The following is a 22,728-nucleotide window of genomic DNA, read 5'->3' as shown; positions in this document are numbered from 1 at the left end:
TGCTCGGCTGATGGCAGATCCGCTGGCGATGACGCAGACTGAACTCGCCGACGCCATCCTGGCTGCGACCCACCTACCGGAGCGCGCGCTGCTGGCCGCCTTCGTGCGAGATCCGGGAACGGCGTGTGCCGTAAATCCATTCGCTCGCACCAGTGTCTCGGCCGTGAAGCATACCTGGACGGTCCAGGTCTTCGAGTTCCCGTCTCGCGACGTCGAGGCCGTAGGCCTCCCCGAACTGCTGCAGGCGCTCTCCAACTTGCCCTCTTCGAAGCCGCCAACCCAAGAGATCCTACGGTCGGGCGCGCATTCCATGAACGCCTTCCGTCGCGGCGATCGCCACGAGATCGTCGGCGCCGTCCTGTATGGTCGTACGCATCTACACCTGCCGGTGTCGCCCGCAGCGACGCCAAACAAGCCGAGGACGCGCGTGCACCACTCCGTTGGCCAACTCGACCTGTTCGCCGCCGACGGCTGAAGTACACGGACAGATGGGAACGAAGCGGCACGAGCCGGGGGATGTGGTCGCCGAGCTGCGAAAGGTTTGGTACCGGCGGTACCTGCGGACGCTCTCCAGCGTCACCGGGGCCGCGAGGGTCTCCTACATGCAGGCCTCGGCCCAATCCGGCATGACGGCGTACCCCTACCGAACTTGGCGGTACCGTGAACGAGCCCATTCGGAACGGTATCCACCCCGAGGCGCCCTTCGACGGGGCTGAAACCGAGACCGAGGACCGTCTCGTCCCTTTCGGGTCACGGCTCGCACTCCGGATTTCAGTACGGGAGCCGCCGAGCGGCCCACTGCCACGTCTCTCCGATAAGGCCGCGCTCATCAGGCCCAGCGTCGGACTCACCGAGTGTGACAAGGCGGGTGGGGACGTGGTCCCGCGAAACCGGATGTCGATACACGGAGATATGGATAAAGTACGATCTTCCTACGCAGAATAATCATCTCGAAAATCCCCTAGAAAGACCATTCGACATGCATGCAGGGAAACGATATGAGGTACGAGGACGAGGACTTTTACAATCACAGCGATCGTCGAATGATGATACTGGCTTCAGATGAAATCCGGGAGGCGATCGTCGACGGCCGGCTCAGAAATGGCGAGATCCTATACCCGGACGCCATCGTCGAGCATTATGGAGTGAGCGTCCCGACTGCGACCGCGATCATATCCCAACTCCGCGACGAGAGCCTCGTTCGAAAAGAGGCGTCGTATGAACACGATGCAGTGAACTTCCATGCACATGAGGTGATGACGCTCGGCCAGCAGCGATTGCGGCTCGAGATGGCCGCAATACGCTGTAGCGCCCGCCGGACGCTCAATCCATATTTATCTCGATGCAACAGATCAATCAGGACATGCAAGGCGTCCGATCAAATCAGGCCGAAACTGAAGAGCAATGTCGAAGCTCTCATATATTTGTATGCTTGCGTAGATAACGAGAGTGATCTCAAGCGCATCGGCATCACCATTCGACGATTCAGCAAATATCTCATATGCCTATGGAGGGATGAGAGACGTCAGGACGAATATCTCAAAGATATTAGAATGATCGTCAAGCTATGCAAAGCGAACGACGTAGAGGGAGCTGCAGAGATGGTAGGCCAACACATCTCGAAGATCACGACGGCCATCCTTGCCGAGCTGGGGCGTCGGGAGCGCGAATCTCTATCGGCGGCGATGGGACCGGGAAGGGCGGCTTAGACTCTCGAATCGGGCGCGCGACCTGAGCGAGGGACGCCGAAATCCCAAGCGTGGGCGCGCGACGGCTCTACCTGCCGGCAAGCTCATTAAGACTCAGGGACAAAGCCGTTTGGCCTTAGCTTGGCAGACGAGCGCGCTGAAAGCGAGATGGAGGTCGGCGCGGCGCTCATAGCGGATGGTGAGGCGGCGGAAGCGGGTGATCCACGCCAGCGTCCGTTCCACGATCCGGCAATAGCGACCCAGCCGTTCGCTGCTCTTGATGCCGCGACGGGCAATCCGCGGCGTGATGCTGCAGGCTCGGCACTCGCGCCGGCAGCGGCTGCCGTCCAGGCAGCGACGATGCTCGTAACCCTCGTCGGCGTGCAGCTTGTCCGGTCTGCGCCCAGGCGACCACGCCAGCCGGTGCGCCCCCCCTGCACCGCGTCCAAGCCACCCTACAGGTCTCTACCGTGTTTATGGACGCATCGGCACAGCACAGGTGTCGCTCAATGTGAGCAGCGAGCTAAGCCCCGATTTAGATCTAGGCACACGCCGCGCGAGACTGAGGGCCCCTTCGAGAGGTCGAGCCTCCTTTAAAGCCGAGCGCTGAGGTGGCCGTGCCATGACGCTTGTGCTTCCGCCGATCGTAGCGTGTGACGTCACCATCAGGAGCTGTATTGGCCCAGGCTCGGAGGCGATCGGAGAGCAGGCTCTGGCAGGAGGAGAAGCTAATTGGCGGAAATCATAGTGATGCGGGCTAACTATGCCTCAAGTTGCGGACCAACTTCAGGCTCAAAACCGCTGGAATCGGTCGGTTCTGCGGACCAACTTCGTTCTCCCTTACAGTGGCGGGCCTGCGCGCCCGCCAGATCGCCTTCAACGCCGAGACGGTGGACGTCACCAACGCCGACTCAGCCGGGCACTGGCGCGAGTTGCTGGCCGGCGCGGGCGTGCGACGCGCCGCGGTGTCTGGCGCGGGCGTCTTCCGCGATCAGGCCTCCGACCTTCGGCTGCGCCAGATCTTCTTCGACGGGCTGATCGAGACCTTCCAGGTGGTGGTGCCAGGCTTCGGCACGATCGAGGGTCCGTTCCAGATCACGGCGCTCGAATACCGCGGCGACCACGCGGGCGAGGTCACCTTCGACATGAGCCTGGATTCGGCAGGTCTCCTCGCCTTCGCGGCGGCCTGACCCAATGGCCAACCGCCGCCGCGGCGAGGTGCCGCTCGATCTCGGGGGTGAGCGGTTCACCCTATGCCTGACGCTCGGGGCGCTGGCCGAGCTGGAGGACGCCCTGCAGGCCGGCGACCTCGCGGGCCTCGCCGAGCGCTTCTCCGGCGGGCGTCTGGCCGCCCGCGACCTAATCGCGCTGCTCGGCGCGGCTTTGCGCGGGGGCGGGCACGACCTCGACGACCGGGCGGTCGCCCGCCTGCCGCTCGCCGGGCGGCTGGACGCCGTGACGGCGGCCGTCGGCGAGGCGCTGGTCGCCGCGTTCGGGGAGCCGCCGGAGGAGACACCGGATGAGCCGCCCCGCCCCTGAGACCCACGGGCGGGAGCGCGCCGGGCCCGGGGTCCGCCCCTTGGCCCGCCTTCCCGTGGGACGCGGCGCTGGCGCTGGGGCTCGGACGCCTCGGCTGGCGCCCGCGCGACTTCTGGGCAGCCACGCCCCGCGAACTGTCCGCCGCCCTGCCGCGTCGCCCGGCGGCCCTCGACCGGGACGCCCTCGACCGGCTGATCGCCGCACATCCCGACACGCGCACCGATTGAGGGAGCCGCCACATGGCCGAGAACGACACTGACCGCGCGAACACGATCCGGATCCGGCAGCTGGAAAAGCTCGACGGGCTGGCCAAGAGCTTCGGGCGCAGCCTCTCGACGGCACTCAGTGGCAGCCTCGGCTCCGGCCGCCAACTTGACAGCCTGCTGGGCTCGCTCGGCGGCAAGCTTGCGGGCGCCGCCGTAAAGGCGGCGCTGAAGCCGGTCCAGAGCGGGGTGACGAGCCTCGTCGGCCAGCTCCTGAGCACCTCCGCCACGGCCTTCGCCCGGGGTGGCGTGGTGCAGGGGGGCCGCGTGCGCCCCTTCGCCGAGGGCGGGATCGTGGCCGCGCCCACCTACTTCCCGATGCGCGGCGGCACCGGCCTGATGGGCGAGGCCGGCCCCGAGGCGATCCTGCCGCTGCGCCGCGGGCCGGACGGTCGCCTCGGCGTCGCGGGCGGGGCGCCCGCCCGGCCGGTCTCGGTCAACGTCACCATCGCGACGCCCGACCCGGGCGCCTTCCGCCGTTCCGAGGCGCAGGTCGCCGCCCAGCTCGCCCGCGCGGTCGCCCGCGGCCAGCGCGCGCTCTGAGGGATTTTATTGGGGAGGCCCCGATGCCCGCCGATTTCCACGAGGTGCTGTTCCCCCTCGACGTCTCCCTGCGCGGCAGCGGCGGCCCGGTGCGGCTCACCGAGATCGTCACGCTGGCCTCCGGGCGCGAGCACCGCAACAGCCGCTGGGCCGATTCGCGCCGCCGCTACGATGCCGGCTTCGGCGTCCGCAGCCTCGACGCGCTGCACGCGGTGCTGGCCTTCTTCGAGGAGCGCCGCGGCCGGCTCCACGGCTTCCGCTACCGCGACCGGATCGATTGCCGCTCGGGGCCACCGAGCCGAGAGCCCGGGGCGACCGATCAGCCGCTCGGCCTCGGCGACGGGGTCCGCACGTCCTTCCCCCTCGCCAAGACCTACGGCACCGGCGGGTCCGCCTATCGCCGGGCCGTCGCCAAGCCGGTCGCGGGCAGCGTGCGGGTGGCGGTGGCGGGCCGCGAGCTCGCCGCGGGGAGCTTCACCTGCGACGTCACCACCGGGCTCGTCACCCTGGCCACGGCCCCGGGACCGGGTGCCGCGGTGACGGCCGGCTTCGCCTTCGACGTGCCGGTCCGCTTCGACACCGACGACCTCACGGTCAACCTCGAAGCCTTCACGGCCGGCGAGATCCCGCGCGTGCCGCTCGTCGAGATCGTCCCCTGAGGAGGCACCCATGCGCGACCTGCCCCCTGCCTTCGCGGCCCACCTCGCGGAGGGCGTCACCACCCTCTGCCGCTGCTGGACGCTCGCCCGCCGCGACGGCGTGCGCCTCGGCTTCACCGACCACGACCGCGACCTCGTCCTCGACGGCCTGACCTGCGCCGCCCACACCGGGCTGGAAGCCGCCGAGGCCAGCGCGGAATTGGGCTTCGCGGTCTCGGGCGGCGATGTGGCGGGCGCGCTCACCGCGCTCGGCCTCACCGAGGCGGACATCGCGGGCGGCCTCTACGACGGCGCCACCGTCGAGACCTGGCTCGTCGACTGGCGCGCGCCCGCGACCCGCCTCCTCATCGACGTCGGGACGCTGGGCGAGATCCGGCGCACGGGCGACGCCTTCGTGGCCGAGCTGCGGGGCCTCGCCGACCGCCTCGACGCCGAGCGCGGCCGCAGCTTCCGGGCGACCTGCGGCGCGGAGCTGGGCGACGCGCGCTGCCGGGTCGACCCTGCTCCGTTCCGCACGACCGGCACGGTGGCGGCCCTGCCCGAGCCCGGCACCCTCGCGGTGGCGCTCGCGGGCGCGTTTCCGGACGGACTGTTCACGGGCGGGCGCCTCGCCTGGATCGGAGGCGCCAACGCGGGCGCCGCGGCGGATGTGCGCCTCCAGGAGGGCGCCCGCCTGGAACTCTGGGAGGTGCCGGCCCGCCCGGTCGCTCCCGGGGACGCCTTCCGGCTCACCGCCGGCTGCGACAAGAGCCTCGCCACCTGCCGCGACCGCTTCGCCAACGCGGTCAATTTCCAGGGCTTCCCCCACATGCCGGGCAACGACTTCGTGGTCGCCGGCACGGCCCAGGCGGCCCTCGACGGCGGGAGCCTGTTCCGATGAGCGCGACGATCCCGGGCGACCGCGTCGCCGCCGAGGCGCGGCTCTGGCTCGGCACGCCCTACCGGCACCAGGCCGCCCTGCGGGGCGTGGGCTGCGACTGCCTCGGGCTGGTGCGGGGCGTCTGGCGCGGCCTCATCGGGCCGGAGCCGGAGGCGCCCCCGCCCTATGCGGGTACCTGGGCCGAATCGGCGCCGTTCGGCAGCGAGCCGCTGCTGGAGGCGGCCTCGCGCCACCTCGTCCCCGTGCCCGGGCCGCTCGCCGGATACGCGGCGGCGCCCGGCGACGTGCTGCTCTTCCGTTTCCGCGCCCACCTGCCCACCCGGCACTGCGCCATCGCGACCGGGGCGGCCACGATGATCCACGCCCACGACCGCGCCAGCGTCGCCGAGGTCGCGCTCACGCCCTGGTGGCGGCGCCACCTCGCGGGCGTGTTCCGCTATCCCGGCACCGAGGATCTCACGCCGCCCTGACGGTCGCGAGGAAGCGCTTCATCTCGGCCGAGAGCTGCTCGGACTGGCGCGACAGCTCGGAGGCGGAGGCGAGCACCTGCTCGGCCGCAGCTCCCGTCTCCTCTGCGGCGCCCGCCACGCCCGCGATGTTCCGGGTCACCGCGCCCGTGCCGGCCGACGCCTGCGAGACGTTGCGCACGATCTCCTGCGTCGCCGCGCCCTGCTCCTCCACCGCTGCCGCGATCGAGGTCGCCACGCCGGAGATCTCGCGGATCCGGCCCATGATGGCGCCGATCGCGCCGACCGCCTCGCCGGTCGCGCCCTGGATGCGGCCGATCTGCTGGGTGATCTCCTCGGTCGCCTTGGCGGTCTGGTTGGCGAGTTCCTTCACCTCGGCCGCGACCACCGCGAAGCCGCGCCCCGCCTCGCCGGCGCGCGCCGCCTCGATCGTCGCGTTCAAGGCCAGCAGGTTCGTCTGGCCCGCGATCGAGGAGATCAGCGCCACCACGTCGCCGATCCGCGCCACCGAGCCGTTGAGGGTCTGCACCAGGGCCGCCGCCTGGTCGGCCTCGCCGACCGCCCGACGGGCGAGATCGGCGGAGCCGTCGACCTGCCGGCCGATCTCGCCGACCGAGGCGCCGAGTTCCTCGGCCGCCGCCGCCACGGTGTTGACGTTGGTCGAGGCTTCCTCGGCGGCGGTGGCGGTGGTGGCGGACAGCCCGGCCGTCTCGGCCGCCGTCGCGGTCATGGTCTCGGCGGTGGCCTGTAGCTCGGTGGCCGAGGACGAGACGCTGCCGACGATGCCGCCGACCGCCCGCTCGAAGCCGTCGGCCAGTTCCGTCATCGTGCGGCGACGCTCCTCGGCGGCGGCGGCATCCGCGATGCGGCGGACCTCCGCCTGCTCGGCGGCCCTCTGCGCCACCATCGCCTTGATCCCCTCGACCGCGCGACCGACCGCGCCGATCTCGTCCCCGCGCCGCGCCGCGGCGATCTCCGCCTCGGTCTCGCCCCGCGCCATCCGCTCCAGGACGGAGACGAGGCGGGCGAGCGGCCGGCTGATGCCGAGGATGGCGACCAGCGCCGCAGCCGCGAGACCGGCGAGGAGCCCGAGCCCGCTGAAGAGCCAGAGGCCGTGGTGCGTGGCCTCGCTCGCGCGGGCGAGGTCCCGTGCGCCCGCCTCCATGCTGGCCGCGATGTCGGCACCGAGCTTCGAGGCCATCTGCGTCAGCGCCGCGAAGGTCGGGTCGACGTCCCGGTGCACGAGCGCCACCGCCTCGGCGTTGAGGTTCGCCTCGCCGAGCGAGCGCGCCTCCGAGACGCTGGACATGAAGCTCTCGGCCCTGGCGCGGACCGCCTCGATCCGCCCGGCAAAAGACGGCATGTCGGCCTCGATCTCGGTGAAGAGCTGGCGCAGGCCCGGCACGGCCGACTCGAACTGCTCCGATGCCCGCCGGATCTGATCAGGGTCGGTCTCCGCGATGGTGCGAAAGACGGCGTAGTACATCTCGTAGATGTGTCGGTTGATGCGCCGCGCATTCGCCGACGCCCGCGCGTCGTGCGCGATGAAGCGGTCGTAGCTCTCGCCGATCGCGCCCATGCGCGCGGTCGCCTGCCAGATGCAGGCGCCGACGATGATGCCGATCAAGGCAATGACTGCCGCGATCTTGTGCAATATCTTCACGCGGGAAAGCAGGTTCATCGAAGATAGCCGTTGATATGCCGAGATATCCGAGGAGCTACCGCGTTCCGCGTTAACGACAGCTTTAGTTTGAGTTGCTCGGGTCAATCTTCAGATCTGCAAATTTTGCATTGTGCCAGCCCGTCGCGCGGGCGCTTTCGGCTACGGCCGGATCCCCTCTCTTCCTTTGCCGGAGCGCCGCCATGGCCACGCTGATCCTGTCCACGGCCGGGGCGGCCGTCGGCACCGCGCTCGGCGGTCCGATCGGCGGCGTGGCCGGGCGCGTGCTCGGGGCCGCGGCGGGCGGGGCGATCGACGGGGCGCTGCTGGGCGGGCGCGCAGGCCCGCGCCATGTCGAGGGCCCGCGGCTCGCCGAGATCGCGGGACTCACCTCGACCGAGGGCGATCCGGTGCCGCGCGTCTACGGCCGCGCGCGCATCGGCGGTACCCTGATCTGGGCGACGCGGCCGCTCGAGGTCGCCAACACCACGGTCGAGCGCGCCGGCAGCGGCGCCAAGGGCGGCGGCGGGCAGAAGACGGTCCGCACCGCCTACGCCTACTTCGCCAACCTCGCGGTCGGGCTGTGCGAGGGCGAGATCGCCTGCGTGCGGCGGATCTGGGCGGACGGGCGCGAGCTCGATCAGACCGGTCTGACGCTCCGCGTCCACCGGGGCGGGGCGGACCAGGCGCCCGACCCCCTCGTCGTCGCCAAGGAGGGGCCGGAGAACGCGCCCGCCTATCGCGGCCTCGCCTACGTCGTGTTCGAGGGTCTGCCGCTCGCCGATTTCGGCAACCGCATCCCGCAATTCGCCTTCGAGGTGGTGCGGCCCGTCAACGGGCTGGCGCCGCTCGTGCGCGCGGTCGACCTGATCCCGGGGGCGAGCGAGTTCGCGCTGGACCCCGCCCTCGTCACGGTCGATCTCGGCTTCGGGCGGACGCGGCCCGCCAACCGCCACCAGCTTCAGGCGACGACCGACGTCACCGCCTCACTCGACGCGCTCCAGGCGCTCTGCCCGAACCTGCGCCGCGTCGCCGTCGTGGTCTCGTGGTTCGGCGACGACCTGCGGGCGGGGGCGTGCTGCGTGGTGCCGAAGGTCGAGGACGGGGGCAAGGCCACGACCGGCGACCTCTGGCAGGTGGCGGGCATCCCCCGCGCGGGCGCCGCCGTGATGAGCCGGGCCCCGGACGGCACGCCGGCCTTCGGCGGCACGCCCTCGGATGCCGGCCTGACCCGGCTGGTGGCCGAGCTCGCCCGGCGGAGCCTTGCGGTGGTGCTCTACCCCTTCGTGATGATGGACGTGCCCCACGACAACACCTTGCCGGACCCGCGCGACGCGGCGGCCGCCGGCCAGCCGCCCTATCCCTGGCGCGGGCGCATCACCTGCCACCCGGCCCCGGACGCGTCGGGGAGCCCGGACGGTACCGCGGAGGCCGAGGCCCAGATCGCCGCCTTCTTCGAGGGGCCCGAGGGCTACAGGCGGCAGGTGCTGCACTATGCGGGCCTCGCCGCCGGCTGGGCCGCCGCCGGCACCCCGCTCGCCGGCTTCGTGATCGGCAGCGAGTTCGTCGGCCTGACCCGTGTCCGGAGCGCCGCCGGCTACCCGGCGGTCGAGGCCCTGCGGGCGCTCGCGGCCGACACGCGGGCGATCCTCGGCCCGGCCGTGCCCCTCGTCTACGCCGCCGACTGGACCGAGTACGGCGCCCATGTCCGCGCGGGTGGCGCCGAGATCCGCTTTCCCCTCGACCCGCTCTTCGCCGACCCGAACATCGCGGCGGTGGGGATCGACTACTACCCGCCGCTGACCGACTGGCGCGACGCCCCCGGCCACGCCGACGCGGAGCTTGCCGACACGCTCTACGACCGCGCCTACCTCACCGAGTCCTGCGGGCAGGGCGAGGCCTTCGACTGGTACTATCCCGATGCCGACGCGCGGGCCGCGCAGGCCCGTGCGCCGATCACGGACGGCGCCTACGGCAAGCCCTGGCTCTACCGGGCCAAGGACCTCGTCGGCTGGTGGTCGAACCCGCATATCGAGCGCGTCGGCGGCGTCGAGACCGGCGCGAGCCCCTGGGTGCCGCGGGCCAAGCCGATCTGGCTCACCGAGATCGGCGTGCCGGCAGTCGACAAGGGCACCAACGGGCCGAACGTCTTCCCCGACCCGAAATCCTCCGAGAGCGCCGCGCCGCCGGGCTCCCGGGCCACCCGCGACGAGCTGATCCAGCTGCGCGGGCTGGAGGCGATCCTGACCCGCTTCGACCCGGCCGCGCCGGGCTTCGCGGAGGCGCACAACCCGGTCTCGCCGCTCTACGGCGGGCGCATGGTCGATCCGGCCGCGATCTTCGTCTGGGCCTGGGACGCGCGGCCCTTCCCGGCCTTCCCGGAGACCGACGCGGTCTGGGCCGACGCCGGCAACTGGCGGGTCGGGCACTGGATCACCGGCCGGATCGAGGGCTGCGACCTCGACCGGCTGGTCGCGGTGATCCTCGCCGATCTCGGGGTGGAGGCGCCGGCCCGGATCGAGGCGGCCGCCTTCCTCGACGGCTACGTGATCGACCGGCCGCTCTCGGCCCGCGCCGCCCTGGAGCCGCTGGCCCAGCTCTACGGGCTCGACGTCTCGGCGGTCGCCGGCACCCTGCGCCTGCGCGGACCACGCCTGGAAACGGCCTTGCTGCTCGCGGAGGGCGATCTCGTGCGCGCCTCCGAGACCGAGGCGCCGCTCGCCCAGATCCGGGCCGAGGAGAGCGTCCTGCCCCGCAGCGTCGAGCTCGGCTTCACCGACTCGGAGAGCGCCGGCTACCGGCGCGCCACCGCCGCCGCGGCGCGCCCGGCCGGCGGGCGCCGCCGCGAGAGCCGGATCGAGGCGGCGGTCGTCACCCGGCGCGCGAGCGCGGAGGCGCTGGCCGAATCCGTGCTCGACCGCGCCATCGCGGGCCGCGACACCGCCCGCCTCGCGCTGAGCCCCCGGCTCCTCGCCCTGGAACCCGGCGACCTCGTGGCCCTTCCGGCCGCGCGGGCGGGCACGCCGGCGCTCCAGCGCGTCACCCGCATCGACGACGGCCCGGCAGGCCGCCGCGTCGAGACGCGGGCCGTGCCGCTGCACGGTCCCGGCCAGACCCGGCGCGCGCCCGTGCGCCTCGGCGGCAGCGTTCCGGCCCCGGCGCTTCCGGGTCCGCCCTTCTGCGCGGTGCTCGACCTGCCGGTGGAGCGGGGCGAGCCCCCCGCTCTGCAATGGCTCGCCGTCGCGGCCGATCCGTGGCCCGGCACGGTCGCGGTCTGGCGGGGCGCCGCGGCGGAGGGCCCGCTCGCTCTGCACCGCACCCTCGACCACCCGGCCTGCCTGGGGCGCACCCTGTCCCCACTCCCGCCCGGGCCCCTCTGGCGCATCGACCGGGCGGCGCGCCTCGACGTGACCCTGCGCCACGCGGGCGCGCTGGCGAGCCTCGACGAGGACGCGTGGCTCGCCGGCGGCAACACCTTCGCGGTGGTGGCGCCGGACGGAACGGTCGAGATCCTGTCGGCGGCGCGCGCCGCCCTGACGGGTCCCGAGACTTGGCGGTTGACGCGGATGCTGCGCGGGCTCGGCAACAGCGAGGCGGCGGCCGCGCGCGGCGCCCCCGCGGGCAGCCTGATCGTGCGCCTCGACGGCGGTGCCGTGGTGCCGCTGATCGACCGGCTCGACGAGGCGGGCCGGTCCTTCCGCTACCGCATCGGCCCGGCCGCGCGTGACCCCGGCGACCCGGCCTTCGCGGAGCTGACGGCCACCGCGGGGCTCGGCGCGCTCCGGCCACTCGGCCCCGTGCATCTGCGGGCGCGACGTGAGGCGGCGGGCATCCGCCTCACCTGGATCCGCCGGGCTCGCCGCGCCGCCGACAGCTGGGAGCCCGTCGAGATCCCGCTGGACGAGCCGGAGGCCTACCGCGTCGCGATCCTCGGCGCGGACGGCCGAACCCTGCGCGAGACGGGGACCACCGAGCCGTCGCTGCTCTACCCGGCCGCCGACGAGATCGCCGATTTCGGCACGATCCAGACGGGGCTCACGGTCGCGGTGGCGCAGGTCGGCGCACTCGCCGGACCGGGGGAGCCCTGCCGGGCCCGGGTGCCGGTGCAGTCGGGTTGAAGGGACGGTGAAATCCCCGCGCCTCTCCCCTCAGCGTGGAAGGGGATGCGCACATCCCGCCGGCCAACACCGGGCGCGTGGAATGCGGGGCCCGCACGGGAGGACGCCCGAACCGTCTCCGCCAACGTCCGCCGCACAGCCCCCAGGAGCCCCCGATGTCCACCACCCACAACCTCGCGCTGCCGCTGATCGCGGCGGCGCAGGCGCAGAAGCACGTCACCCACAACGAGGCGCTGGGCCTCCTCGACGCCCTGGTGCAGATCGCCTGCCTCGACAAGGACAGGCCGGCGCCGCCCCCGGCCCCGGCGGAGGGCGACCGCTACCTCGTACCGGCCGCTCCCGACGGGGCCTGGACGGGCCTTGCCGGGCAGATCGCCTGCTTCCAGGACGGCGTCTGGATCGGGCTCGCCCCGCGCCCCGGCTGGCTCGCCTACCTCGTGGACGAGGGCGAGGCCTACCTGTTCACCGGCGCCGGCTGGACGCCGCTCGCCGCGACCCTGCGCAGCTTGCGCAACCTCGCCGGCGTCGGCGTCAACGCCGTGCCGGACGCGGAGAACCGCCTCGCCGTCAATGCGGACGGAGCCCTGTTCTCCTGGGACGAGACCCGCGCGGAGGCGGGCGATGTCCGCCTCGCGCTGAACAAGCGGGCGACGGGGCGCGACGCCGCGCTGAGCTTCCAGACCGGGTTCTCGGCCCGGGCGCTGCTGGGCCTCATCGGGGGCGACGACCTCGCCCTGAAGGTCTCCGCCGACGGCGCCGCCTTCGTCACCGCGTTCACCGTCGCGGCGGGAAGCGGGCGCGTGCGCCTGCCGGCCGGGCTCGACGGCACGCCGGTCGGGGCCGCCGACCCGGCTCTCGGGCGCTTCTCGGCGCTGGCCCTGGTGCCGGCATCGGCCGACCCGGGCGCCGGCACGCTCGGGCAGATCGCCGTCAACAGCACAGAGCGCGCGCTGAAATGGTTCGACGGCGCGCGATGGGCGCGGATCGCCAACCTCGCCAAGTTCTCCGCCCGGACGAACTACGACAACTACATCCCGGCCGGGACTTGGACGAAGGTCGCCTTCAACGAGGCCGACAGCAACGACCAGGGCAGCTTCCGGGCGGCGCAGAACCGCTTCGTGGCGCCGGAGGCCGGGCTCTACCGGTTCGGAGCCGCTCTCACCTACCGGCGGAACGGCACGAGCCAGCCGACCCTGTTCGAGGCACGCCTCTACCGCAGCGGTGCCCCGGCCGGGCATGGCCGGGCTGCGGCCGCCAGCCCCCTGACGGACGGCGTGACCGGGCTCCTGCTCGACGCCGTGCTGCCGCTGGCGGCGGGCGAGACGATCGAGGTCTTCGCCCGGTTCACCGGCGCGGACGGCTACGCGGCGGCGGCCGATTCCGCCTTCCACGGCGCCCAGCTGCCCTGATCCCCGGGAGAGCGACATGGATCTCAGCCCCATCGGCGAGGCCGTCCTCGTCGCGCGCGAGGGCCGGCGCCTGAGCGCCTACCGCGACAGCGTCGGCGTCTGGACCATCGGCATCGGCCACACCTCCGCGGCCGGGCCGCCGCGCGTGGTGCCCGGCCTCACCATCACGGCGGCCGCGTGCGACGCGATCTTCGCGCGCGACGTCGAGGCCTACGTCGCCGCCGTGCGTGACGGCCTGACGGTCGCGGTCGGCCAGCACGCCTTCGATGCCCTGGTCTCGGTCTGCTTCAACATCGGTCCGGCGGCCTTCGCCCGCGCGACCTTCCTGAAGCGGCTCAACGCCGGCGATCTCCCGGGCGCCCGCGCCGCGCTGCTCTGGTGGGACAAGCCTGCGGCGATCCGCGGCCGGCGCGCGGCCGAGGCCGAGCAGCTCGTCACGCCCTACGCAAAGGGGCTGCCCCGGCCGGTGGCGGGCGCCGGTCCGGTCGCGGTCGCGGCGCCGCTCGCAGCCGTGCTGGATCCGACCGTGGCGACCCCCGCCCTCCGCCCGGTCGCCGCCCGGGCCGGCCTGATCGCGGGCCTCGCGGCCCGTCTCGGTGCGCTCCGAGCCGGCCCCGCACCTTACACCTGACGCGACTCCCGAGCCGGCCGGGCCCGCCGCGCATCCCCTGACACGCCCTGACAGCCGAGGAATTCCATGCTCCGCACGCTCACGCTCGCGGCGACCGCGCTCGCCTGCCTCCTCCCGGCCCGGACGGCCCTGGCGGCCGACGCCGCCGTGATCCTGCCCTGGGGCGACTGGCTCGTCGCCCTCGCCCAGACCCTGCAAGCGGTGCTGACGCCGATGCTCATCGGTCTTGTCACCGGCCTGATCGCCCGCCTCGCGCCGCTCCTCAGCTACGTCGTCACGCGCGGCATGGTCGAGGGCATGGTCGCCCGCATCACCGACTACGCCCTGAACGCCGTCGCGGGCGCCGCCAAGGGGCGCGTGCTGAGCGTGCCGGTAGGCTCGGCGGTGATCGCCGCCGCGGTGCAGCGGGCCGCCGACGAGGTGCCGGGCTTCGTGATCCGGGCCGCGGGCGGCCTGCCGGGCCTCGCCGAGCGGGTGTTCCGCCGCCTCGACCTCGAGGCCGACGCCACCGCCGCCAACACCCTGGCGCCCGCCCTCGACGCCGTGGGGCGCCGGCCCAGGGCGCGATAGCGGGAACGAGGGCCGGCCCGGAGCGGCTCGCGGGCACCTTGGGGGAGCGCCATGGAGGAACGTCATGCAGCCCACGCCATGCCCGCCCGGCCCCGCCTGCGGCCGGGCGGCCCTCGACGCGCTCGGGCAGGAGGTCGGACGCGCGCTGCCGCCGCCCGTCGATGGGCTCGGCGAAAGTCTCGTCCGGCGCGCGTTGCGCGAGAAGCCGGGCGACGAGGCCGAGGAGGACCGCCTCGTCGTCCGCTTCGGCACGGAGTGGCGAACCTTCATCCGGCGCCAGAACCCGGACCGGCTCGCCGCCCTCGACGAGCTGATCGACGCGCGCATCGAGCACCGGGCGCTCGCCCGCTTCTACCGGCGGGTGCGCCACGCCGCGGTGGCGGTCACGGTTGCGGGCTTCGCGATCGCCCAGTTCGGGATCGACCGCCTGCCGATCGTGCGCCAGATCTGGCGCCTGCTGCGGGGGGACCTGCGATGAGCGCTTGGCCGATGCATCGATCTCCCGCGCGCCGGCTGGCCCATCTCGGCCGCCTTCTCGGGGCCGGGCTGTTCCTGGCGACCTGCGGCGTCGCCTCCTACACGGCCGGCGCGCGCCACCGGGCGGAACCGGTCTCGGACCGGGCCGCGGCTCCGATCTGCTCACGCTGAACGTGCCGCTGTACTTGCCGTCGCACCTGACGCCGCGCGGGAACCGCGGGGCCGCTCGCGTGTAGAGGCTCGCCACATCAGATCCCACCCGCGCCGATCGATCGCGCCCCGTCGCACCACCGATGCCGAACCGCCCCGATGCCATCTCCCAGGACCGCGCCCGCGGCGTGACCGCCCCGCCCGGAGCGCGGTCGGCGGCGGCGCCCGTCGGTGATATTCAGGGCGCATTCAGTGCCTCCGGACCACAAGTCCTGCCCATGCGCCACGCCCTCGCCCTTCTCGCACTGAGCCTGACCGCGGCGGCGCTCGTCGCGGGCGGCCCGGGCACGATGGCCGAGGAGCCCGACGAGAGCGCCCCGCGCCTCGCCCAGGCCACGGCCGGCTCGGCCCCGCGGCTCGACGCGTGCCTCTCGGCCGCCGACCTGCGCGAGGAGGTCTCGGAGAAGCGCGTGATCGAGCCGGTCGCAGCGATCCGCGCCGCCCGCACGGTGATCCCGCGGGCCGAGATCCAGCGCGCCAGCCTGTGCCGGCACGAGGACGGCCTCGTCTACATGCTAACCGCCTTGCGCCGGGACGGGCACTTCGTGCACGTGATGGTGGACGCCAAGACTGGCCGGGTGGCCGGCCAATACTGAAGCCGCGGGCTGATATCGAAGGAGTGAGCCGTGCGTCTGCTCGTCGTGGAGGATGACAAGGACATCAATCGGCAGGTCGTCGCTGCCCTGGAGGAGGCCGGCTACGTCGCCGACAAGGCCTATGACGGCGAGGAGGGCGGCTATCTCGGCGAGAGCGAGCCCTACGACGCGATCATCCTGGACATGGGCCTGCCGAAGGCGGACGGCGTCAGCGTCCTGCAGAAATGGCGGCGCGCCGGCGTGAAGACTCCGGTCATCATCCTCACCGCCCGCGACCGCTGGTCGGACAAGGTGGACGGCTTCGACGCGGGCGCGGACGACTACGTGACCAAACCCTTCCACATGGAGGAGCTGCTCGCCCGCGTGCGCGCCTTGCTCCGCCGGGCCGCCGGCCACGCCTCCAGCCAGATCGCCTGCGGGCCGGTCACGCTGGACACGCGCTCGGGCAAGGTCTTCGTGGACGGCGCGCAGGTGAAGCTGACGAGCCACGAGTACCGGCTGCTCTCCTACCTGATGCACCATACCGGCCGGGTGGTCTCCCGCGCCGAATTGACCGAGCACCTCTACGACCAGGATTTCGACCGGGACTCGAACACGATCGAGGTCTTCGTCGGACGGCTCCGCAAAAAGCTCGCCGTGGACCTGATCCAGACGGTGCGGGGATTGGGCTATCTGGTGGATCCGAACCAGCCGGCCGCGCGGGTTTAGGTCTGGGCCCGGTTGAGCGCTTCGCTACCACTTCACCGCATCATCCTGGGGCTGCTCGACTGTGCCGGGGATGAAGTGAGTGGTTGTCCGGATCTGTGTCGCAACCCATGACCGCCCTCCTCCGCCTCCTCTCTCTGCGCCGCCGCTCGATCGCGGTGCGGCTCGCCGTCTCGGCCTTCCTCGCTTCCTCGGCGATCCTCCTGATCGCGGCCTGGATCCTGACGACGCTCTATCAGGAGAACACCGAGCGCGCCTTCGACAGCCGGCTCCTCGTCTTCGCCAACAACCTCGCCACCGACCTCGTCTCGCCGGCCGACCCGGAAAGCCGCTCCTTCTCGCTGGGCGACCCGCGTTTCGACCTGCCGCTCTCGGGCTGGTACTGGCAGGTCGGGCGGCCGGACGCGCGCCCGCGGGACCTGCGCACCTCGCGCTCCCTCGTCGGCGTGCCGCTCAAACCCGCGACCGACCCGGACAACAAGGCGGGCGTCGGCCAGATCCGCCAGGGCTACGGCAAGGGCCAGGACGATCGCCTGCTGCGCATCATCGAGCGCGACGTCGATCTCGGCGAGGAGGGCCGCTACACCGTGCGGGTGGCGGGGCCGGCCGACGAGATCGTCAACGACGTCGACCGCTTCCGCTTCTCCCTCTACGTCACCTTCGGGCTGCTCGGGCTGTCGCTCGCGCTCACCACTCTGCTGCAGATCCGCTTCGGCCTGCTGCCGCTCAAGAAGATGCGCGCGGCTCTCGGCACGGTGCGGCGCGGCGAGGCCGATCGGATCACCGGCTCCTACCCGAGCGACATCGCGCCGCTCGCGGGCGAGATTAACCTGCTGATCGAGACCAACCGCGAGATCCTGGAGCGCGCCCGCACCCAGGTCGGCAACCTCGCCCACGCGCTGAAGACCCCGCTCTCGATCATCGTGAACGAGGTCGCCGCCGCCGACGCGCCGGAGGACCTCAGCCAGAAGATCCGCGAGCAGGCCGCGGTGATGCGCGACCAGGTGAACTACCACCTCGACCGCGCGCGCGCGGCCGCGCTCGCCGGCACGCTCGGCACCTCGACGGAGGTCGAGCCGGCGCTCGCGGGCCTGGTGCGAACCTTCGGCAAGATCTACCGCGACAAGGACATCGCCTACGAGGTCCACGTGCCGCCGGGCCTGCGCTTCCGCGGCGAGCGCCAGGATTTCGAGGAGATGGTCGGCAACCTCGTCGACAACGCCTCGAAATGGGCGCACGGCCGCGTCGCGATCCGGGCGGAGGCGGTCGACAAGGACGATTACCCGCACCTCCTGCTCTCGATCGAGGATGACGGGCCGGGCCTGCCGCCTGAGGCCCGTAAGGCCGTGCTCGGGCGGGGCCGGCGCCTCGACGAGTCGAAGCCGGGCTCGGGCCTCGGGCTGTCGATCGTCGCGGATCTGGCCGCCCTCTACCGCGGTCGCTTCAGCCTGGAGGCGGCGGCGCTCGGCGGCCTGCGCGCCGTGCTGGAGGTGCCGGGCGACGCGCCTACCGGCGCCGCGGGGCACTGAGGGCGGGCCACGTCCCGGGCACCGCCGACGACCCCGCTCTTGTCACGAAGCCGAACTTGCGTGACACCGTGCCGCCAGAACAGGGGATCGTGCCGGGGCCCACCCGACCGTACGTACCCTTGAACGAGGGGTCCGGTCCGGGCCCGGTCGACAGGGTCCGATGACGCCGATCTGGTTCATACTGGCGGGCATGACCGCCGCGGCGGTGCTCGCGCTGCTCTGGCCGATGTCCCGCCGCATCCGGACCGGACAGGGCGAGACCGGCACCGCGGCCACCGAGACGGGCTTCTACGAGGACCAGCTCGCCGAGATCGAGCGTGACCTCGCCCGCGGCCTGATCGCGCCCGAGGAGGCCGAGGCCGCGCGCACCGAGGCCGCGCGCCGGCTGCTGCGCGCCACCCGCGCCGCGCATGCAGGCGACGACCCGGACGTGGCCGAGCCCCGGCTGCGCCAGCGCCGCGCCGCCTCCGCCTTCGCGCTCTCCACGATCCCGCTCGTCGCGTTGCTGGCCTACGGGCTTTACGGCTCACCCGACCTGCCCGCCCAGACTCAGGCCGAGCGCCAGGCCCAACAGACCGGCAACCAGGACCTGATGAAGGCGATCGGCCAGATCGAGGCGAAGCTCGCGAGCGATCCCGGTGACGCGCGCGGCTGGGCGGTACTCGCCCCCGTCTACATGCGGCTCGGCCGCTTCACCGACGCCGCCCACGCCTACGAGGCGGTGGCGCGGCTCAAGGGCGAGACGCCCGGGACCCTCTCCGACTGGGGCGAGGCGCTGGTCGCCGCCGCCAACGGCACCGTGCCGCCGGAGGCCAAGCCGATCTTCGAGCGGGCGCTGGCGCTCGATCCGAAGACCCCGAAGCCCCGCTTCTACCTGGCCCGCGCCGCCGAGCAGGCGGGCGATACCGGCGAGGCGATCCGCCAACTCACGGCGATCGAGGAGGCGAGCCCCACCGACGCGCCCTGGCTCGGCCTCGTGCGCGAGAGCCTCGCCCGCCTCAAGGGCGAGCCGCCGCCGCCGAAGGAGGCCGGTCCCGCCGCGCAGAAGGAGGCCCGGCCCGCAGACCAGCAGGCGGCGATCCGCGGCATGGTCGACGGGCTCGACCGGCGCCTCTCCGAGGCGGGCGGAACGCCCGAGGAGTGGCTGCGCCTCGCCCGTTCCCGCGCGGTGCTCGGCGAAGGCGACCGGGCCCGCGAAGCGCTGGCGCGCGCCAGGAAGGCGCTGAAGGACGATCCCGCCGCGCTGGAGCGGCTGGAGGCGGGCGCGCGCGACCTCGGCCTGCAGGCGGAGGCGCCGGAGCCCGCGCCGCGAGCCGACACGGAATCGGCCGTCGCCGCCGTGACCGCGCTGCCGCCGGCCGAGCGCGATGCGGCGATCCGCGCCATGGTGGCGGGGCTCGACCGGCGGCTCGCCGCCAAGGGCGGCAGCGCCGAGGAGTGGATGCGGCTCGTGCGCTCCTACAGCGCGCTCGGCGACCGCGACCACGCCGCACAGGCCCTGGAGCGCGCCCGCATGGCGCTCGCCGCCGACGCGGGGGCGAGCGGCCGGCTCGACGGACTTGCCAAGGAACTCGGGCTGCCGGTCCGCGGCAAGCCCTGACCGGCGGCCGACCGGCGCCGGGCGGCGCTTCTCCCCTGACAATCGGTCCCGGGCCACGGGCTTGACCCGGGCGGCCCCGGAGCCGACACCGTTCGGAGCAACCGAGAACGGCCGCGGTCGCGCCGGGCGTCGGAGCCCGGCCGGCACCCGGCCACGCGAGGGGATGGAGTCGTGACGCGCAAGAGCCGCCGCCTGGTCCTGATCTGCGTCTGCGGCGGCGTCCTCGTCCTCGCCGTCGGCCTGATCCTCACCGCGATGAGCGGGTCGATCGTGTTCTTCCGCTCGCCCTCGGAGGTCGCTGCGCAGGGCGTCGGCCCCGGCGTGCGCTTCCGCCTCGGCGGCCTCATCGAGGCGGGTTCGGTCCGGCGCGGACCGGACCAGACGGTCGATTTCGTGGTCACCGACACCAACGCGACGGTGCCCGTGCACTACAAGGGCCTGCTGCCCGACCTGTTCCGCGAGGGCCAGGGCGTGGTGGCGGAGGGGCGGTTGGAGCCGGGCGGCCTGTTCCGGGCCGACACCGTGCTGGCCAAGCACGACGAATCCTACATGCCGCGCGAGGTCGCCGACGCGCTCAAGGCGCAGGGGCGCTGGCAGGAGGGGGGCGGCAAGGCTGCTCCGGACGCGAAGGCTACCCCGCAGGCCACCACGGCCACCGACAAGACGCTCGGCCCGCGCAGCGAGCGCTAACGGACGAAGCGAGAGGATCACCCCGAACTGTGCTCGTCGAGACCGGTCACTTCGCGCTGGCGCTGGCGCTGGCGCTCTCCCTCGTCCAGGCGGTGATGCCGCTCTGGGCCGCCCGCGCGCGCGAGCCCGCGCTGCGGCAGGTCGCCGTGCAGGCAGCCCTCGGCAGCTTCGCCTGCATCCTCTTCGCCTTCGCGGCGCTGACCTACGCCCACGCCACCTCGGACTTCTCGGTCCTGAACGTGGTGCAGAACTCGCACACCGCCAAGCCCTTCATCTACAAGCTGTCCGGCGTCTGGGGGAACCACGAGGGCTCGATGCTCCTCTGGATCCTGATCCTCACCCTGTTCGGAGCCCTGGTGGCGGTGGCCCGCAACGCCGTGCCGCCGGTGCTGCGCGCCAACACGCTGGGCGTGCAGGGCTTCGTCACCTTCGTGTTCGTGCTCTTCCTGATCACGACCTCGAACCCGTTCACGCGCGCCGTGCCGGCCCCTCTCGAGGGCAACGACCTCAACCCGCTGCTGCAGGATCCCGGCCTCGCGATCCACCCGCCGCTGCTCTACGTCGGCTATGTCGGCTTCTCGATCACCTTCGCGTTCGCGGTGGCGGCCCTCATCGACGGGCGCATCGACGCGGTCTGGGCGCGCGCCGTGCGGCCCTGGACCCTCACCGCCTGGAGCTTCCTGACCCTCGGCATCGCGATGGGCTCGTACTGGGCCTATTACGAGCTCGGCTGGGGCGGCTGGTGGTTCTGGGACCCGGTCGAGAACGCTTCGCTGATGCCCTGGATCGCCGGCACGGCGCTCCTCCACTCCACCGTCGTGATGGAGAAGCGCGACGCCCTGAAGGTCTGGACGGTGCTCCTCGCCATCCTCACCTTCTCGCTCTCCCTGCTCGGCACCTTCATCGTGCGCTCGGGCGTGCTGACCTCGGTGCACTCCTTCGCCACCGACCCGACCCGCGGCGTCTTCATCCTCGCGATCCTCATCCTGTTCATCGGCGGCTCGCTGACGTTGTTCGCGTGGCGCGCGCCGCTCCTGCGCCAGGGCGGCCTGTTCGCGCCGATCTCCCGCGAGGGCAGCCTCGTGCTCAACAACCTGTTCCTAGTGGCGGCCTGCGCGACCGTCTTCGTCGGCACGCTCTACCCGCTGCTCCTGGAGATGCTGGCGGGTGACAAGATCTCGGTCGGGCCGCCCTTCTTCAACGCCACCTTCATCCCGCTGGCGATCCCGCTCCTGCTGATCGTGCCCTTCGGGCAGGCGCTGGCCTGGAAGCGCGGCGATGTGCTGGCCGCGAGCCAGCGCCTGTTCGCCGCGATGGCCGCGGCTCTCGCGGTCGGGCTCGCGGCGCTGGCGCTCACCTGGGGCGGCCCGGTCCTCGCCCCGGTCGGCGTCGGCGTCGGCGCCTACCTGATCGTCGGCTCAGTGCTGGAGATCGTCGCCCGAGCCCGCGGTTACGGCGCGAACCGGGTGCGGGGCGCCGGCCTGATCTGGCGGCGCGCCACCGGCCTGCCGCGCTCGGCCTGGGGCACCGCTCTGGCCCATGCGGGCGTCGGCGTCGCGGTGCTGGGCATCGCCGCGCAGGGCTGGGCGACCGAGGGGCTCGCGACGCTGAAGCCCGGCGGCACGATCGCCGCCGGCCCCTACGTTGCCACCCTCGACCGGGTCGCGCCCCGCCCGGGACCGAACTACGAGGAGACGGCCGCCTTCCTGACCATCAGCAACAAGGCGGGCGACGTGGTCGGCCATGTCGATACCGGCAAGCGCTTCTACCCGAGCCGGCAGATGGCGGTGACGGAATCGGGCCTGCTCACGGTCGGCGCCAGTCAGGTCTATGCCAGCCTCGGCGAGATCCAGCCGGACGGTGTCGGCCTGCGGCTCTACTATAAGCCCTTCGTGCTGCTAATCTGGATCGGCGCCGTGATCATGGCGCTTGGCGGCGGCGTCTCGCTCACCGACCGGCGCATGCGCGTTGGCGCTCCGGTGCGGGCGAAGGCGAAGCCGCTGCCCAACGCGGTGCCGGCCGAATGAGGCGCGCGGCCCTCCTCCTCGCGGCGCTTCTCGCAGCCGGCCCGGTGCGCGCCGTGCAGCCGAACGAGGTCCTGCCGGATCCCGCGCTCGAACACCGCGCCCGCGAGATCTCGGCGGGCCTGCGCTGCCTTGTCTGCCAGAACCAGTCGATCGACGATTCCGACGCGCCGCTCGCCAAGGACCTGCGCGTGCTGGTGCGCGACCGGCTGAAGGCCGGCGACACGAACCGGGAGGCCGAGGAGTTCATCGTGCGCCGCTACGGCGAGTTCGTGCTGCTGCGCCCGGTCTTCGGCCTGCACACGCTGCTGCTCTGGGCGACGCCGCTTCTCGCCATTCTGCTCGGCGGCTTCGGCATCTGGCGGCTCGCCCGCCGCCGGGCGCCCGCGCCGGAGCCGGGCCTGAGCCCCGCCGAGGAGGCGGAGGTCGCGGCACTGACGCGGCGGGATTGATCCCGGGATCCCCAAGGG

General features: G+C 72.9%; 23 protein-coding genes and 1 pseudogene. 22 read left to right on the top strand and 2 right to left on the bottom strand.

Going from position 1 to position 22,728, the window contains the following annotated elements; translation table 11 throughout:
- Positions 1-10: 10 nt before the first annotated feature.
- Both DK427_RS04180 and DK427_RS04175 read left to right on the top strand, forming a co-directional pair.
- Positions 11-475, top strand: a complete 465-nt coding sequence (locus DK427_RS04180; RefSeq protein ID WP_162559651.1) for a hypothetical protein — start codon at positions 11-13, stop codon at positions 473-475.
- A 523-nt stretch (positions 476-998) separates the two neighbouring features.
- The gene (locus DK427_RS04175; RefSeq protein ID WP_162559650.1) at positions 999-1,709 is read left to right on the top strand and encodes a GntR family transcriptional regulator; all 711 of its coding nucleotides are present in this window, start codon (positions 999-1,001) and stop codon (positions 1,707-1,709) included.
- Between the two features lie 93 nt (positions 1,710-1,802).
- Here the strand turns inward: DK427_RS04175 and DK427_RS04170 are convergent.
- Positions 1,803-2,137: pseudogene (locus DK427_RS04170) on the bottom strand (IS5/IS1182 family transposase); the annotation flags it as partial.
- Between the two features lie 396 nt (positions 2,138-2,533).
- On the opposite strand from DK427_RS04170, the gene DK427_RS04165 reads away from it, so the two are divergent.
- Genes DK427_RS04165 through DK427_RS04135 form a run of 7 tightly spaced genes read left to right on the top strand, consistent with a single transcriptional unit; the run spans position 2,534 to position 6,042 of the window.
- Positions 2,534-2,878, top strand: coding sequence for a phage major tail protein, TP901-1 family (locus DK427_RS04165; RefSeq protein WP_342772541.1), 345 nt, complete (start codon positions 2,534-2,536; stop codon positions 2,876-2,878).
- Between the two features lie 4 nt (positions 2,879-2,882).
- Entirely contained in the window at positions 2,883-3,227 is a 345-nt protein-coding gene (locus DK427_RS04160) for a gene transfer agent family protein (protein ID WP_109950169.1), read from the top strand.
- Positions 3,224-3,454 (top strand): phage tail assembly chaperone, encoded by a 231-nt coding sequence (locus DK427_RS04155; protein ID WP_109953992.1) that lies wholly within the window; start codon positions 3,224-3,226, stop codon positions 3,452-3,454. Before DK427_RS04160 ends, DK427_RS04155 begins: the two co-directional genes overlap by 4 nt.
- Before the next feature lie 12 nt (positions 3,455-3,466).
- Positions 3,467-4,033: a phage tail tape measure protein gene (locus tag DK427_RS04150; protein WP_109950168.1), complete on the top strand. Its 567-nt coding sequence runs from the start codon at positions 3,467-3,469 to the stop codon at positions 4,031-4,033.
- Between the two features lie 23 nt (positions 4,034-4,056).
- A complete protein-coding gene (locus DK427_RS04145) occupies positions 4,057-4,692 on the top strand; it encodes a DUF2460 domain-containing protein (RefSeq protein WP_109950167.1) in 636 nt (211 codons plus the stop codon).
- Between the two features lie 10 nt (positions 4,693-4,702).
- Positions 4,703-5,572, top strand: coding sequence for a DUF2163 domain-containing protein (locus tag DK427_RS04140; RefSeq protein ID WP_109950166.1), 870 nt, complete (start codon positions 4,703-4,705; stop codon positions 5,570-5,572).
- Entirely contained in the window at positions 5,569-6,042 is a 474-nt protein-coding gene (locus tag DK427_RS04135; protein WP_109950165.1) for a C40 family peptidase, read from the top strand. The genes DK427_RS04140 and DK427_RS04135 overlap by 4 nt, the downstream gene beginning before the upstream one ends.
- Here DK427_RS04135 and DK427_RS04130 read toward each other — a convergent pair.
- A complete protein-coding gene (locus tag DK427_RS04130) occupies positions 6,029-7,720 on the bottom strand; it encodes a methyl-accepting chemotaxis protein (RefSeq protein ID WP_109950164.1) in 1,692 nt (563 codons plus the stop codon). The genes DK427_RS04135 and DK427_RS04130 overlap by 14 nt on opposite strands.
- Positions 7,721-7,902: 182 nt before the next feature.
- On the opposite strand from DK427_RS04130, the gene DK427_RS04125 reads away from it, so the two are divergent.
- The 13 genes from DK427_RS04125 (at position 7,903) to DK427_RS04070 (ending at position 22,710) form a co-directional block, all read left to right on the top strand.
- Positions 7,903-11,817, top strand: coding sequence for a baseplate multidomain protein megatron (locus tag DK427_RS04125; protein ID WP_109950163.1), 3,915 nt, complete (start codon positions 7,903-7,905; stop codon positions 11,815-11,817).
- 155 nt (positions 11,818-11,972) lie between these two features.
- A complete protein-coding gene (locus tag DK427_RS04120) occupies positions 11,973-13,226 on the top strand; it encodes a DUF2793 domain-containing protein (RefSeq protein WP_109950162.1) in 1,254 nt (417 codons plus the stop codon).
- Between the two features lie 16 nt (positions 13,227-13,242).
- Positions 13,243-13,857, top strand: a complete 615-nt coding sequence (locus DK427_RS04115) for a lysozyme (RefSeq protein WP_109950161.1) — start codon at positions 13,243-13,245, stop codon at positions 13,855-13,857.
- A gap of 66 nt (positions 13,858-13,923) precedes the next feature.
- Positions 13,924-14,427 carry a hypothetical protein gene (locus tag DK427_RS04110; RefSeq protein WP_109950160.1) on the top strand — a complete coding sequence of 168 codons (504 nt, stop codon included), beginning with the start codon at positions 13,924-13,926 and terminating at the stop codon, positions 14,425-14,427.
- A 64-nt stretch (positions 14,428-14,491) separates the two neighbouring features.
- A complete protein-coding gene (locus DK427_RS25975) occupies positions 14,492-14,905 on the top strand; it encodes a hypothetical protein (RefSeq protein ID WP_162559649.1) in 414 nt (137 codons plus the stop codon).
- A gap of 11 nt (positions 14,906-14,916) precedes the next feature.
- Entirely contained in the window at positions 14,917-15,075 is a 159-nt protein-coding gene (locus tag DK427_RS25970) for a hypothetical protein (protein WP_162559648.1), read from the top strand.
- Positions 15,076-15,332: 257 nt separating this feature from the next.
- Positions 15,333-15,710 (top strand): PepSY domain-containing protein, encoded by a 378-nt coding sequence (locus DK427_RS04100; protein ID WP_109950158.1) that lies wholly within the window; start codon positions 15,333-15,335, stop codon positions 15,708-15,710.
- A gap of 30 nt (positions 15,711-15,740) precedes the next feature.
- Positions 15,741-16,418: a response regulator transcription factor gene (locus tag DK427_RS04095; protein WP_109950157.1), complete on the top strand. Its 678-nt coding sequence runs from the start codon at positions 15,741-15,743 to the stop codon at positions 16,416-16,418.
- 107 nt (positions 16,419-16,525) lie between these two features.
- Entirely contained in the window at positions 16,526-17,944 is a 1,419-nt protein-coding gene (locus DK427_RS04090) for a sensor histidine kinase (protein ID WP_109950156.1), read from the top strand.
- 160 nt (positions 17,945-18,104) lie between these two features.
- Positions 18,105-19,544 carry a c-type cytochrome biogenesis protein CcmI gene (gene ccmI / locus DK427_RS04085; protein ID WP_109950155.1) on the top strand — a complete coding sequence of 480 codons (1,440 nt, stop codon included), beginning with the start codon at positions 18,105-18,107 and terminating at the stop codon, positions 19,542-19,544.
- A gap of 171 nt (positions 19,545-19,715) precedes the next feature.
- The gene (ccmE, locus tag DK427_RS04080) at positions 19,716-20,234 is read left to right on the top strand and encodes a cytochrome c maturation protein CcmE (protein ID WP_109950154.1); all 519 of its coding nucleotides are present in this window, start codon (positions 19,716-19,718) and stop codon (positions 20,232-20,234) included.
- A gap of 29 nt (positions 20,235-20,263) precedes the next feature.
- A complete protein-coding gene (locus DK427_RS04075) occupies positions 20,264-22,261 on the top strand; it encodes a heme lyase CcmF/NrfE family subunit (protein ID WP_109950153.1) in 1,998 nt (665 codons plus the stop codon).
- The gene (locus DK427_RS04070; RefSeq protein ID WP_109950152.1) at positions 22,258-22,710 is read left to right on the top strand and encodes a cytochrome c-type biogenesis protein; all 453 of its coding nucleotides are present in this window, start codon (positions 22,258-22,260) and stop codon (positions 22,708-22,710) included. Before DK427_RS04075 ends, DK427_RS04070 begins: the two co-directional genes overlap by 4 nt.
- The last annotated feature ends 18 nt before the right edge of the window (positions 22,711-22,728 follow it).

The organism is Methylobacterium radiodurans (assembly GCF_003173735.1).
Classification (GTDB): domain Bacteria; phylum Pseudomonadota; class Alphaproteobacteria; order Rhizobiales; family Beijerinckiaceae; genus Methylobacterium; species Methylobacterium radiodurans.
This window is presented reverse-complemented; position numbering and strand designations above follow the sequence as displayed.

Coding starts and splice junctions, on each gene's coding strand:
- DK427_RS04120 (WP_109950162.1), top strand. CDS start 11,973: ATGTCCACCACCCACAACCTCGCGCTGCCGCTGATCGCGGCGGCGCAG.
- DK427_RS04070 (WP_109950152.1), top strand. CDS start 22,258: ATGAGGCGCGCGGCCCTCCTCCTCGCGGCGCTTCTCGCAGCCGGCCCG.
- DK427_RS04140 (WP_109950166.1), top strand. CDS start 4,703: ATGCGCGACCTGCCCCCTGCCTTCGCGGCCCACCTCGCGGAGGGCGTC.
- DK427_RS04160 (WP_109950169.1), top strand. CDS start 2,883: ATGGCCAACCGCCGCCGCGGCGAGGTGCCGCTCGATCTCGGGGGTGAG.
- ccmI (WP_109950155.1), top strand. CDS start 18,105: ATGACGCCGATCTGGTTCATACTGGCGGGCATGACCGCCGCGGCGGTG.
- DK427_RS25970 (WP_162559648.1), top strand. CDS start 14,917: ATGCATCGATCTCCCGCGCGCCGGCTGGCCCATCTCGGCCGCCTTCTC.
- DK427_RS04115 (WP_109950161.1), top strand. CDS start 13,243: ATGGATCTCAGCCCCATCGGCGAGGCCGTCCTCGTCGCGCGCGAGGGC.
- DK427_RS04145 (WP_109950167.1), top strand. CDS start 4,057: ATGCCCGCCGATTTCCACGAGGTGCTGTTCCCCCTCGACGTCTCCCTG.
- DK427_RS04135 (WP_109950165.1), top strand. CDS start 5,569: ATGAGCGCGACGATCCCGGGCGACCGCGTCGCCGCCGAGGCGCGGCTC.
- DK427_RS04100 (WP_109950158.1), top strand. CDS start 15,333: ATGCGCCACGCCCTCGCCCTTCTCGCACTGAGCCTGACCGCGGCGGCG.
- DK427_RS04130 (WP_109950164.1), bottom strand. CDS start 7,720: ATGAACCTGCTTTCCCGCGTGAAGATATTGCACAAGATCGCGGCAGTC.
- DK427_RS04150 (WP_109950168.1), top strand. CDS start 3,467: ATGGCCGAGAACGACACTGACCGCGCGAACACGATCCGGATCCGGCAG.
- DK427_RS04110 (WP_109950160.1), top strand. CDS start 13,924: ATGCTCCGCACGCTCACGCTCGCGGCGACCGCGCTCGCCTGCCTCCTC.
- DK427_RS04175 (WP_162559650.1), top strand. CDS start 999: ATGAGGTACGAGGACGAGGACTTTTACAATCACAGCGATCGTCGAATG.
- DK427_RS04180 (WP_162559651.1), top strand. CDS start 11: ATGGCAGATCCGCTGGCGATGACGCAGACTGAACTCGCCGACGCCATC.
- DK427_RS25975 (WP_162559649.1), top strand. CDS start 14,492: ATGCAGCCCACGCCATGCCCGCCCGGCCCCGCCTGCGGCCGGGCGGCC.
- DK427_RS04125 (WP_109950163.1), top strand. CDS start 7,903: ATGGCCACGCTGATCCTGTCCACGGCCGGGGCGGCCGTCGGCACCGCG.
- DK427_RS04090 (WP_109950156.1), top strand. CDS start 16,526: ATGACCGCCCTCCTCCGCCTCCTCTCTCTGCGCCGCCGCTCGATCGCG.